General features: G+C 63.4%; 11 protein-coding genes. 5 read left to right on the top strand and 6 right to left on the bottom strand.

Annotated elements, in window-relative coordinates:
- Positions 1-224: 224 nt before the first annotated feature.
- A complete protein-coding gene (locus tag I6E60_RS06290; protein WP_197179345.1) occupies positions 225-1,799 on the bottom strand; it encodes a helix-turn-helix domain-containing protein in 1,575 nt (524 codons plus the stop codon).
- A 94-nt stretch (positions 1,800-1,893) separates the two neighbouring features.
- Between I6E60_RS06290 and I6E60_RS06285 the strand changes: the two genes are divergently transcribed.
- From I6E60_RS06285 to I6E60_RS06275, 3 genes are read left to right on the top strand one after another with little or no spacing between them, the layout of a single operon-like run.
- Positions 1,894-3,012 carry an alcohol dehydrogenase catalytic domain-containing protein gene (locus I6E60_RS06285; RefSeq protein WP_197179343.1) on the top strand — a complete coding sequence of 373 codons (1,119 nt, stop codon included), beginning with the start codon at positions 1,894-1,896 and terminating at the stop codon, positions 3,010-3,012.
- 2 nt (positions 3,013-3,014) lie between these two features.
- On the top strand, positions 3,015-3,827 hold the full coding sequence (locus I6E60_RS06280; RefSeq protein WP_197179341.1) for an alpha/beta fold hydrolase: 813 nt from the start codon (positions 3,015-3,017) through the stop codon (positions 3,825-3,827).
- A 14-nt stretch (positions 3,828-3,841) separates the two neighbouring features.
- On the top strand, positions 3,842-4,678 hold the full coding sequence (locus I6E60_RS06275) for an alpha/beta fold hydrolase (RefSeq protein WP_197179339.1): 837 nt from the start codon (positions 3,842-3,844) through the stop codon (positions 4,676-4,678).
- Between the two features lie 50 nt (positions 4,679-4,728).
- On the opposite strand, the gene dprA is transcribed toward I6E60_RS06275, so the two are convergent.
- The 4 genes from dprA to I6E60_RS06255 form a co-directional block, all read right to left on the bottom strand.
- Positions 4,729-6,006, bottom strand: coding sequence for a DNA-processing protein DprA (gene dprA, locus I6E60_RS06270; RefSeq protein WP_231601360.1), 1,278 nt, complete (start codon positions 6,004-6,006; stop codon positions 4,729-4,731).
- A 2-nt stretch (positions 6,007-6,008) separates the two neighbouring features.
- Positions 6,009-7,541, bottom strand: a complete 1,533-nt coding sequence (locus tag I6E60_RS06265; RefSeq protein WP_197179334.1) for a YifB family Mg chelatase-like AAA ATPase — start codon at positions 7,539-7,541, stop codon at positions 6,009-6,011.
- Positions 7,538-7,894, bottom strand: a complete 357-nt coding sequence (locus I6E60_RS06260; RefSeq protein WP_197179332.1) for a YraN family protein — start codon at positions 7,892-7,894, stop codon at positions 7,538-7,540. The genes I6E60_RS06265 and I6E60_RS06260 overlap by 4 nt, the downstream gene beginning before the upstream one ends.
- Positions 7,895-7,988: 94 nt before the next feature.
- Positions 7,989-8,495, bottom strand: coding sequence for a hypothetical protein (locus I6E60_RS06255; protein ID WP_197124020.1), 507 nt, complete (start codon positions 8,493-8,495; stop codon positions 7,989-7,991).
- Between the two features lie 102 nt (positions 8,496-8,597).
- Between I6E60_RS06255 and I6E60_RS06250 the strand changes: the two genes are divergently transcribed.
- A complete protein-coding gene (locus tag I6E60_RS06250; RefSeq protein ID WP_197124018.1) occupies positions 8,598-9,146 on the top strand; it encodes a GNAT family N-acetyltransferase in 549 nt (182 codons plus the stop codon).
- On the opposite strand, the gene I6E60_RS06245 is transcribed toward I6E60_RS06250, so the two are convergent.
- Positions 9,106-9,720 (bottom strand): LysE/ArgO family amino acid transporter, encoded by a 615-nt coding sequence (locus I6E60_RS06245; protein WP_197124016.1) that lies wholly within the window; start codon positions 9,718-9,720, stop codon positions 9,106-9,108. The two genes, I6E60_RS06250 and I6E60_RS06245, sit on opposite strands and share 41 nt — an antisense overlap.
- Before the next feature lie 28 nt (positions 9,721-9,748).
- Here I6E60_RS06245 and I6E60_RS06240 point away from each other — a divergent pair, with 28 nt between their 5' ends.
- Positions 9,749-12,679 (top strand): FAD-binding and (Fe-S)-binding domain-containing protein, encoded by a 2,931-nt coding sequence (locus tag I6E60_RS06240; RefSeq protein ID WP_197179330.1) that lies wholly within the window; start codon positions 9,749-9,751, stop codon positions 12,677-12,679.
- Positions 12,680-12,714 lie beyond the last annotated feature (35 nt).

Here is a 12,714-nt window from a genome sequence, read left to right as displayed (position 1 = left end):
AGCGTAATGAAATCTAATGATTACTGATCAGAACGCAGCGATGCCGCACAATTCTCACGTGTGCACAGGAGTCTTGCGTGGCGTGCGCGACATTCACAGCTTTCGCCCCTTGTGCTGCTTCGCCGAATACCATTCTTATTCTTTTCGATCGGCAGCATGCTTGGGGTGGCTTGGGCGTGTGATGGGGGTGCTCGGGCCCCCGATACCCACTTCGCGGACAGCGCTTATTCGGCTTCCAACACTGCGTGCGTCCGCAACGCGATGTGCACATCCAGACTTCGAGACCCTTCACGCCATCCGGGGAGCAACTGATCGAGCCTCTCCAGCCTTTGGCGCACGGTGTTCTCGTGAATAGAAAGACTCGAAGCGACGCCGGATACGGAACCCTGACTGTCGAGATAGCGCAAGGCGGTTTCCAACAAGCGCTGGTCCCGGGACGTGCCACCCATTAGCGGCCCCAACTGAGCAGCGACGTAGAGTTCCGCAGAGTCTCCTGAGCCTTCGACTGCAAACGCGACCACACCAAGAGATGCTTTTGCCGCCAGTTCTCGTGGCCGATGCAAAGCGCGCATTGATCTGGCCAAGCGCGCGGCCTCGGCGTACGCGGTAGGAATCTCAGCTTCGGATACCGCCGCTGCGATTCCCCCGAAATAGATGAACGAACCGATGCATTCGGACAGGTGTTCCGCGATCGACGGAAAACTACGAACGATGACGATGATCGATCCCCGCCGCTCGGCCGCGATCGCATCCCTTCCCATACCTTTGCGCAGCGACGCCAGTGCCGCGCGACGCGCATTCGGGTCTTCGATCTCGACGACCGTGACCTCCACACTCCCTGTTCCCTGCAGCCCTAAACGCACAGAAGGCCCAGAACCGTCACGAGCTGGTTCGATCACACGTTCGACCACTTCGGATTCCCTGAAGTGCCGCGCATCCTCGATCGCTCGTTCGTACAACAGCGCGATCGAGATAAACGTTGCCATGGTCGGTGCGAGCGCCTGAACAAGCCGCGGATCAGCATCGGACACCTGGATTACGCCTCCCGCATCGAGAGGGATCGAATTAGCACTATCAGCCGGGCTGGAACCTTCGTCGCTGTCGCCAATCGTGACGCGCCCTCTCACCGCCGTTGACGCGATCTCGAGCAGCTCAACCGTGCCCTGGCCAGCAGCGAGCGCCGCCGAGAACTGATCGGATGCCCGAAGTTGGATGGCCTCGACTTCAGAGCTCGACATGAGATTGTCAATCTCGCGCTTCGATACTTCGGTCTGGGTTTTCAGCCGCCTCCGAAGGTTATAAACATCGACCGCGATCGAGCCGATCAGTGCGGCCTCGACAAGGGTCTCTTTTTGACGTTGCGTGAAGGCTCCAGCGGTACGATTCGCGACGGTGAGCGCACCAACCACATCGCCGCCGGCACGAAGCGGCGTACTCAAGATTGCCCGCACACCTTCGGACGTCACGGCCTCATCCACTGACTCGATGTGCAGCCTTGAAACATCGCGCAAATAATCGGCAGACTCGGTCATGAAGCCGGCCGCCGCCATCCCGAGCACTCCCGTGCCGATGGGCATACGGATCGCAGCGTATTCAGGCGTCAGGATGCCATCGGAGAACTGAATCTCAGTAGTGCGGGTCGCGCTCTCGTTCAAGCTGAGATACGCGAGTTCGCAGCCAACCGCAGAACGCACCCGTCGAACAAGTCCCGTGAGAATCAAGTCAGGGTCATGAAGCGCAGAAATGTCTTCCGCCACTTCTCGCAGTAAGGGAGCTTCCGAACCAATTTGTGGAGCCATTTACATATTATTTCATCAACTTGTGTTCTGAGTACATAGAAGGCCACAGGCGAGGGCAGCACAATTGCTACATGTTCAAGGGAGAACCCGGTAAATGAGAATCCTCGGTGCAGTGTTGAGAACATCCGATGCTCTTCGCCCCTACTCAACGTCGAGCCCTCTCACGATCGAGCAGCTCGAATTGGATCCGCCTGGCCCCCACGAAGTTCTGGTCCGGATAGAAGCGGCAGGGATCTGTCACTCTGACCTTTCCGTCGTCAACGGCTCCCGCCTTCGGCCATTGCCTATGCTGCTGGGGCACGAAGCCGCAGGGATCGTCGAAGAAATCGGTTCCGCTGTCGCCGGCCTCTCTATCGGGCAACGTGTTGTTGCCGCATTCCTCCCCCGCTGCGGCACGTGCGCGGCTTGTCAGACCGGCGGTCGCCTTCCCTGCACGCCTGGGTCACACGCGAACGGCGAAGGAACCCTTCTTGACGGAGGCAGGCGCTTGCACGCCGGCGATGAGTCCGTCGCTCATCACCTTGGCGTGTCAGCATTCGCCACTTATGCGGTCATGGATGCGCGATCACTCGTCGCTGTCGGAGCGGATGTGCCCCCGGATATTGCGGCCGTCTTGGGCTGCGCCGTGCTTACGGGAGGCGGCGCTGTGCTCAATGCTGGTCGGCCGACTGCCGGACAGACCGTCGCTGTCGTCGGGCTTGGCGGCGTCGGCATGGCTGCGCTGCTGGTTGCCGCATCCGTTCCTGAGGTGACAGTCGTTGGCATCGATGCGAATGTGGGCAAGCTCGGCTTGGGCCTGGAACTCGGTGCTTCCGCAACGTTCACCCCCGAACAAGCTGTCGATGCTGGTTTCACCGCAGACGTCGTCATTGAGTGCGCGGGCGTCGCGCGAGCGTTCGAAACCGCTGTCGCGCTCACCGCACCCGGTGGACGCACTGTGAGCGTCGGCCTGCCCGGGCCCGAAGCGGAAGTGCGCATCTCACCACTGCAACTCGTAGCGGAAGCTCGCGAGATCGTCGGCAGCTACCTCGGTTCAGCGGTGCCGTCACGCGACATTCCCTACTACGAAAATCTGTGGCGTCAGGGACTGCTTCCTATTGAGAACCTCATCACCGCTCGCATCGAATTGAAAGATATTAATGAAGGATTCGAGACTCTCGCGAACGGCGATGCTGTGCGGCAGATAATCGAGTTTCCCGAAGTGAGCGTGTGACCGTGAGCTTGCTCACGCGTTCGGTACAGACCGCCGACGATGTGAAACTTCACCTCGAAGGCACCGGGACACCGAGAATTCTCATTATCCACGGGCTCGGGTACGCGAGCTGGGAAGCCCAGCGATTGCGGGCCGCTTTGGGCCAGGACTTCGGGCTCTGGAGTCTCGATAATCGCGGCACGGGCGTCTCTGAGAACACTGAGGCGTCGACATCAATCGCGGACCTCGCAGCCGATGCTGCTCTGGCAGTGGAGTCTCTGGGCGGACCGCTCATCATCGTCGGCCATTCCATGGGGGGCTACATCGCCCAGACTCTTGCACGGTCTCGCCCGGATCTCGTCCGCGGTCTGGTTCTCGTCAGTACCAGTTGCGGGGGCCCTGGCGCTGATCCGGTTCCTGAATCGACGGTGGATGCGTGGGCTAGCGCCCGCGGACTCGCGCCCGCCGAGTACGCCAGGCGCACCATGCCGCTGTCGTTCAGCGAAGACTGGCCCGACCAGCATCCTGACGAGTTCGAGAGAATCCTGAGCGAGCGAGCCGTGCACCCAACCAGTGCGTCGGTGTGGCAGAGGCAGTTCAATGCTGCGCAACAGTTCATGGCGACCGGATCTCCGTGTGACTTCGTTTCTCCCACGGTGATTATTCACGGCGCTGCCGACCGCATTGTGCCGGTTGCCAACGGGCGACACTTGGCCCGTCAGCTGCCTCAAGCCGGGTATCACGAAATCTCGGAGGCGGGGCATTTGCTCCAGCTGGAGCAGCCACAGCTCATCGCCGATCTGATCACCGCTTTCATCACCAATCAGCTGCACTAAGAAAGGAAATAATCATGCCCTACATCGAGGTTGAGCCCGGAATCACCATGCATTACGAAGACCGTGGAACCGGTGAAGTAATCGTTTTCGTTCACGGCTGGGGAGGTAGTGGAGATGCGTGGGACCTGCAGGTCTTAGATCTCGCCCCGTCGTACCGTTGCATCACTGTGGATCTCCGCGGACACGGCAGCTCTGACAAACCGTGGGGAGACTACAACTACGATCTCTTCGTTCGTGATCTCAATGTCCTCGTTTCTGAACTAGGCCTCGAGCGCGTAACCCTCGTCGGATGGTCGATGGGCGGGCATATTGCGCTCAAATTTGCTCATGAGCATCCTGAAAAGCTTGCGCGTGTGGTTGTCACTGGAAGTGGCCCGCGATTCTCTGGCACGGAGGATGCCCCCTACGGCACGCCCGATGGCGAAGTTCAGGGGCTTGTGGATGCCATCAAGATCGCTCCCATCGAAACCATCGCTGGTCTTTACGGAAACAACTTCCACCGCACTGATCTCACGGCGACTCGGGATTGGTTCGTTCAGACAGGTTGGAAGGTTCCGGCATTCGTTGGCGTATCGAGCTTCCAGGCTCTGCTCGACAACGATCTGCGTGGAGTGCTCCCTTCGGTGCAGACTCCGGTGCACATTTTCTCGGGGCGGCACGACGCTATTTGGGACCCGCGGTGGAGCGAAGAAGCGCACCGCTTGATCCCCACCTCGACGTTGACGTATTTCGAAAACAGCGGACACGTGGCGTTCATCGAGAACCGGATCGAATGGAATGCAACGCTCGTCGACATCCTCGAGGGGCGTGCGCCCACCGAATCGACCGGGGCTGTAGCGCCGGCAGAGTAAGTCAGTTGGCTCGGTGCTGGGCTGCGCGGTTACCGCGTAACTCAGCGCCGCTAGCCGCGGCTCTTCGCTGCGCGTTTCCACCCGCGCTCCGTCTCGGTGACGCGACCGTCGAGTTCGAGCAGCCCGAGCTGGGCGCGGACCGTGGAGATCGCGAGGCCGCTGCGCGCGGCAATGTCATCGGTGGTGCGGGCGCTGCGAGCGCTGAGGGCGTCGAGAAGGCGAGTGGTCTCGGTGTTGGCTGGGCTGCCAGCATCCGGATGCTCACTCTGCGTTCTTGTAGTGCCCCCGGAGTCTGTCGCCTCGTCGACCGGCAGGAGCGCTTGCTCGAGGGGTGCGAGCTCAGCCATTTGGTCGGGGTTGGTGACGCACACGGCGTCGTAGTCACGGATGAGGCGGTGGCAGCCTGCTGAGGCAGCGCTCGTGACCGGCCCGGGCACTGCGCCGAGCGGGCGCCCAAGGGCAGCGGCATGACCTGCCGTGTTGAGCGACCCCGAACGCCAGCCCGCCTCAAGAACGACCGTCGCCATGCTCGCTGCAGCTATGAGCCTGTTGCGCTGCAAAAATCTCCACTTGGTGGGTGGTGAGCCGCACGGCAACTCCGAGATCACCACGCCGTTTTCGACGATGCGACCAAGCAGCGCGTCGTGGCCACTCGGGTAAAAACGGTCCACTCCCCCGGCGAGAAAGGCGACAGTGAGTCCTTGGCTGGCGAGAGCAGCGCGGTGGGCCATGCCGTCGATTCCGTAGGCGGCACCGGACACGATCGTGTAGCCACGATCGACGAGACCGGCGGAAGCTTCCATCGTGATGTGTTCGCCATAGCCGGTAGCCGCGCGCGCACCGACGAGGGCGATGCCGCGATCGATTCCGGCGAGAGCTTCGTCGGTTCCGCGAACCCACAGCGCCGAGGGCGCGTGCCAGTCAAGATCATTGAGCCGCGACGGCCACAGGGGGTCGCTGGGCGTGAGCAGTCGCGCGCCGAAACGGGCGGCTTGCCTCAGAGCGATGAGCGCGGTGTTGGACTTGAGCCGCGGCATCCAGCGATCGATTGCCTGGGCCATGTCGTCGTCAGCCACCGTGTCGCCCCCCGTTGACAGAGCAGCAGCGAAGCGTTCCGGGTCCCACCGTTCGACAACGCCGGCGAGCGCTCGTACAGCGCCGAGTTGCTGAATGGCGCGACCCGCAAGACGATCGCCGGGTTCCGCAAGGCCACTCCACGTTGCTCGCGCGAAACCTTCTTCGATCGCGTCACGATCGAGATCGACACCGCCGTCGACGCTGACCGCTTTCACGAGGGTCGCAACTTCTGATTCTTTGAGTCCAAACATGCTCACTGTGCCATGGCCTTTCTGAGGTAAAGCGCTTGCCCGACGTGGGTGTCGTCGGGTCGGGAAACGTCGGCGAGGTCAGCGAGTGACCAGGCGACGCGCAGAACACGGTCATAGCCACGCATAGTGATGCCTCCACGTTCAAGAGCACGGTCAAGCCCTGCTGTGACCTTGGGAGCCAGTCGCAATTCGCGACCGCGCAAATAGGAGCCCGGCACGTGCGAGTTGAGCCGCCACGGCGTGGTCTCGAGGCGAGCGGCTGCACGCTGGCGGGCCACTGTGACGCGGGCTCGAGCATCCGCCGTCGAGAGAGACGGCCGCTCTCCCGCTAGCCGCAGCTGAGCACTGGTGATTCGCTCAACCCGGAACTGAATGTCGATGCGATCGAGAAGCGGACCCGACAGGCGGGCAAGGTATCGGCGACGACTGTTCGGCGGGCACGTGCATTCGCTGTCGCGCGCACCCCACTGCCCGCAGGGGCAGGGGTTGGCCGCCATCACGAGCTGGAAGCGGCCGGGGAAGTGGGCAATGGCATTGGCCCGATGGATGCTGATGACCCCCGATTCGAGCGGTTGCCGAAGCGCGTCCAACGCTGCCGGGGCAAACTCGGGCGCTTCATCGAGAAAGAGCACTCCGTCGGAGGCTCGGGCGGCAGCCCCCGGACGAATCTGCGAGCTGCCGCCTCCCACGAGCGCCGCGGCCGTCGCCGTGTGATGGGGTGCTTCGAGGGGTGGTCGGGTGGTGAGGCTGCTCCCCACCGGCAACCCGGCTAACGAGCGAATGGAGGAGACTTCGAGAGCTGCTTGGGGGTCGAGGTCGGGCAAGAGCCCGGGCAGTCGCGCGGCAAGCATGGTTTTGCCAGCCCCGGGAGGGCCGAGCAGGAACACGTGGTGGCCACCGGCGGCGGCGACGAGCATTGCGTCGATCGCATCGCTACTGCCGATCATGTCGGCAAGGTCGCCACCGGTGTCCGGGGCCGCCTCGGGGGTGGGTCGTGTAATCACCTCAACGGGCTCAGGCTCGAATTCTCCGCCATGCCAAATGGCGGCATCCCGCAGTGACGGCATTGCGATCACTCGCATGTCTGGCACGAGCGACGCTTCATCGGCATTACCGCTCGGCACCATCACTGTGGTGAATCCGGCCCGCGATGCGGCGAGCACTGCGGGCAGCACACCGTTCACTGGACGCAAGCGCCCGTCAAGACCGAGCTCCCCAATATGAAGCACCCGGTCGATCGATTCTGCAGAGATAGTTCCGGAGGCGGCGAGCGCCGCGACGGCTATCCCCAGGTCGAAACCGGAGCCGTGTTTGGGCAACGCAGCCGGCGACAGGTTGACGGTGATTTTGCGGTTGGGCAGCCCGCAGCCGGAGTTCGTCGCTGCGGCCCGCACGCGGTCTTTCGCTTCGCCCAGCGCAGTATCGGGCAAGCCGATGAGCACGAATCCGGGAAGGTTGTTGGAGAGGTCTGCTTCTATCTCGACGATCGCACCCTCGAGGCCGAGTAGGGAGACGGCGTAGGTTCTGCCGATCACGAGATGCGCTTCAAGTGTTCGATCTCCACGACTCCGCGCGAGGGCAGAATCACCGCAACGGCATCGATGCGCACGGAAGTACCAGATCCCGGATGATCGTCACACCAAGCCGCAGCAAGTCGTCGCAGACGTGCGAGTTTCGTGGCAGTGATCGATTCGAACGGATGCCCGAACAGCACACTCGAACGAGTCTTGACCTCGACGAACACGAGCTCGTTGCGCTCGCGCGCCACAATGTCGAGTTCGCCCTGTGAGCACCGCCAATTGCGATCGAGGATCTCGAGCCCTGCACTGATGAGGTGGTCGGCGGCGAGGGTCTCGCCGTGCGCGCCTAGTTCGTCTTTTGCTGCCATGGCTCAAGAGTCGCGCCTGAGCATGCCCAAGAACGTGGCCCAGCACGAATGGGAGAAGACTTCCCCGCGTGACGAACTGGGGAGGACTAGTTACCTAATCGGCAGCACTCGCCGCTTCGAACACCGAGACGCTGAACCGAGCACCGTCGTCAACGGTAACCCTCAGCGTCAACGTCGACAGGTCACCCTCGAGAGACGAAGTGAGATAGGTCGATGCTGGTGTGCCCCGCTCACTGGCGCAGTTACTCGCCCACGTGCTATCCACGACCGTTTCACCAGAAACCAACGCCACTTCATACGGGGTGCTCCTGTCGCAGCCAATCGCGAGAAAGAGTTGGTCGACGGAGTCACCGAGAGGAGGCAGTGAGTATTCGTGTGAGCCGGAATCCACTTGCTCGAAGAGCACCGAGTACGGAGAGTCAGGGTTCAGAAAGTTAGAGTCAGCGCTGAGCAGTGGCATTTCCCACTTGCTCCCCTCTGTCACGACGCCAGACTCGCCCGACTGCCCCGATGATTCGGCTGCGTGGGGCTCAGCTGACACGCACCCGGCAAGGCCGAACACCACCGCGATACCGATAAGAGCGACTTCACAACTGCGCATAGTTGATTTCTAGCACGCCGCGACCCCACTGCCCAGAGAAGGTAATAAATTTTCATTAAAGCTTCATGGATGATGACACCGCACTCGGGGTATCGTGCCGGTATGACGAGCGATTCGGAGCGCAACGTATGGCTTGAGCGGTGGCAGGTCGACGATCTTCCCGTGCTCGAACGCAGCAACACTCCCGAGATGACCGTCTATCTCGGCGGGCCCGAAAGCGATCAACAGATCGTCACCAGACATGCCCAGTTTTTGCATCTGTGGGAGACGGGCGACGCGCGCATGTTCCGCATCCGGTCATCCTCGGCGCCAGAGCCGGTGGGTTCTGTGGGGTACTGGAAGAAGCGGTGGCGCGACCGCGATGTCTACGAAACCGGGTGGAGCGTGCACTCCGCCCATCAGGGCCACGGCATAGCGTCCACCGCCCTCTCCGAATGCCTGCAGCACGCGGCAGACCATGGCGAACGGGATCAGGTTTTTGCGTTTCCTCGCACCGACAACGCGGCATCCAATGCTCTGTGTGCCCGCACTGGTTTCACGCTCGTGGGCGAAGCTGACTTCGAGTATCCGAAGGGGCATCCCATTCGAGTCAATGAGTGGATGTTCGACCTCACAGCCCGGCGAGCAAACTCGCTGCCAGCACAACCATGATGACGGCGATCAGGATGTCGAGCACCCGCCATGCCACCGGCTTGGCGAAGAGCGGTCGTAGATACCGGCTGCCGTAGCCGATCGCCGTGAACCAGATCACGCTGCCGAGACACGCTCCGAGGGCAAACCACCACCGGTTGTCGCCATAGGTGCCGCCGATGGAGCCGAGCAGCAGCACGGTATCGATATACACGTGCGGGTTGAGCCAGGTGAGCGCGAGCGCTGTCGAGAGGGCTGCAGCGAGCGTCATCCCCGCCCCGGATGCTGTTGCGGTGAGTGCTTGCGGTCGGGCCGCCCGGCGAAGCGACAAGAACGCGTAGACGAGGAGGAAGAGCGCACCACCGACGCGGGCGATCACGAGCAGCCACCCCGCTTGCTCGATGAGGGCGCCGAGTCCCGCGACACCGGCGATGATCAGCACGATGTCAGAAAGCGTGCACACCAGCACCACTGCGGTGACGTGTTCGCGGCGCAATCCTTGCCGCAGAACGAAGGCGTTCTGCGCACCAATGGCGATGATCAGCGAGAGCCCAAAGCCGAATCCGGCAAGCACGATGGTGGCAATCAGGGGCATGAAATGACTCTAGAGGCACAATAGGAAGATGCCGGACACGTCTCTGCACCATCGCAGCGAAGTCGTTCACGCGCTCCGATCCGCCGTCGGTGGCGAAGTCGATGACTCCACGCGCCGCCGTGCCGAATACTCGAGCGATGCGTCGAACTATCGCGTCGTGCCGCAAGTGGTCGTGTTTCCGCGTGACACCGACGACGTGCTGGCGGCGCTCTCGGTCTCTCGCGACAGCGGCACTCCCCTTACCTCGCGCGGAGGCGGCACCTCAGTCGCGGGCAACGCCATCGGCACCGGCGTCGTGCTCGATTTCTCCCGCCATCTGAACCACGTTCTTGAAATCGACGCGGATGCTCGCACCGCCCGCGTGCAGCCCGGCACCGTCTTGGCGGCTCTCCAATCCGCCGCGCAGCCTCATGGTCTGCGCTTCGGCCCCGATCCCTCTACGTGGTCGCGCTGCACCGTCGGAGGCATGATTGGCAACAACGCCTGCGGAGCTCATTCCCTGCAGTTCGGCAAAACCGCCGACAACGTGAAGAGCCTTGACGTGGTCGATGGCCTCGGGCGGCGATTCACCGCCGCTAACGACCCGAGCATCGTTGACGGTCTCCCCGCCCTCGTCAGCGGCAACCTCGCGACGATCCGCACCGAGCTCGGGCGCTTCGGCCGTCAGGTGTCGGGCTACAGTCTCGAACACCTGCTGCCGGAGCACGGCAATAACCTCGCCCGCAGTCTCGTGGGCACCGAAGGCAGTCTCGTCACGGTGCTCGAGGCGACCGTTGCTCTGGTGGCCGAGCCCCAACATCCGCTGCTCGTCGCTCTCGGCTATCCCGACATGGCGACCGCCGCCGACGCCGTGCCCGCTCTGCTCGCCCACCATCCCAGCGCGATCGAGGGTCTCGATGCTCGCATTGTGGATGCCGTCAGCCGCACCCGCGGAGCCCGCGCCGTTGCCGCCCTGCCCGCAGGCGCCGGCTGGCTGCTCGTCGAGGTCACTGGTAACGACCCCGCAGAGACTCTCCAGCGCGCGAACCGTCTTGCCGCCGATGCTGGGGCAATCGAGTCCCGCGTCATCACCGATGCGGCGGCCACGAAGCAACTGTGGCGCATCCGTGAAGATGGTGCCGGGCTCGCCGGGCGCACGGCATCCGGAAAACAGGCGTGGCCCGGTTTTGAAGACGCCGCCGTGCCGCCCGAGCGCCTCGGCGCCTACCTGCGCGACTTCGATGCTCTGCTGGCCGACTACAACCTTGAGGGGATGCCGTACGGCCATTTCGGCGACGGTTGCGTTCATGTTCGTCTCGATATTCCCCTCGCGACGGATGGCGCCGTTCTGCGAGCCTTCGTGGATGACGCCGCCACCCTTGTCGCGTCCCATGGCGGCTCGCTGTCGGGCGAACACGGCGACGGCCGGGCGCGCAGCGAACTGCTGCCGCGCATGTATTCGCCGGCCGCGATTGACCTGTTCGGGCAGTTCAAGCGACTCTTCGATCCGAACAATCTGCTGAACCCGGGCATCGTCGTTGACCCGGCCCCGGTCGACGCTGCTCTGCGCCGGCCGGCCGCGCTCCCGCTGATCAAGGTCAACGGTTTTGCGTTCAGCGATAACGATGGCGATCTCACCACGGCCAGCCACCGCTGCGTCGGAGTCGGCAAATGTCGCGCCGACAACTCAGCCAGCCACGGCGTCATGTGCCCCTCGTTCTTGGCGACCGGCGACGAGAAAGATTCCACTCGCGGTCGCGCCCGCGTGCTGCAAGAAATGGCCAACGGCACCCTCGTGACGGGCGGCGTGAACTCGCCAGAAGTGCACGACGCCCTCGACCTCTGCCTCTCCTGCAAAGCCTGCGCCAGCGACTGCCCCGCCGGCGTCGACATGGCCACGCTCAAAGCCGAAGTGTTGCACCGCCGCTACGAGGGCAAGCTCCGCCCGCGCAGCCATTATCTGCTCGGCCAACTACCGCGCTGGGCACGACTTGTGTCGCCCATCGCCCCGCTCGCCAATGCCCTGCTGCGCGTGCCGCCCCTGCGACGCATCGTCCTCTGGACTGGAGGAATGGATGCTCGGCGCACGCTCCCCGCCTTCGCCCGTCACCCCTTCCGTTCGAGCTCCGAGGCTCGCGCCCTGCGCGCGGCACCCCCGGCCGAGGCAGCCACCGCAGGACGGGACGCCACCGCCGTCTCCGTGACAGCACCCGCTGATCGCGACCGCGTCGCGGACTGCGACTCAACCCCGCGCCCCCAAGTCCTCCTCTGGGCCGATTCGTTCACCGACAACTTCGCGCCGGACATCGCCCGCGCCACGATTCGTGTGCTCGATGCGGCCGGCTACGAGATTCTGCTTCCCGAGCGCGATGTGTGTTGCGGCCTCACCTGGATCACGACCGGGCAGTTGGCGGGCGCGCGCCAAAAGCTCACCGCCTTGGTCAGCGATTTCTCCGGCTATGTCGACCGCGGCATCCCGATCGTCGGCATCGAGCCGTCGTGCACGGCGGTGCTGCGCTCAGACCTGACTGAGTTGCTGCCCGACGACCCTGCGGCCGCAGCCGTCGTTCGTTCGACGTTCACACTCTCTGAGCTGCTCACCGCGCCGGCGCCGCTAGGGCCGACCGACTGGCGACCGCCGGTCCTCACCGACCAGACCTTCGTCGTTCAACCGCACTGTCACCAGCACGCCGTGATGGGTTTCGACGCCGACCGCGCACTGCTCGCCGCCACGGGAGCCACCGTCACCGAGATCAGCGGATGCTGTGGGCTAGCCGGAAACTTCGGTATGGAGAAAGGCCACTACGACGTTTCTGTCGCGGTGGCCGAGAACGGCATCTTGCCAGCCTTGCGGGCTGCGGCATCCGACAGCACGCTCGTGGCGGACGGCTTCTCGTGTCGCACTCAAGCGTCACAACTCGCGAACACCGAGGGCAAGCATCTCGCGGAGGTACTTGCCGCCGCGCTGCCCGAGCTCTAAAAGTTCAGCGAACGCCAGCCACCCGACCGACGTGT

It is taken from the genome of Salinibacterium sp. SWN167, assembly GCF_015864665.1.
In the GTDB taxonomy this organism is placed as follows: Bacteria; Actinomycetota; Actinomycetes; order Actinomycetales; family Microbacteriaceae; genus Rhodoglobus.
This window is presented reverse-complemented; position numbering and strand designations above follow the sequence as displayed.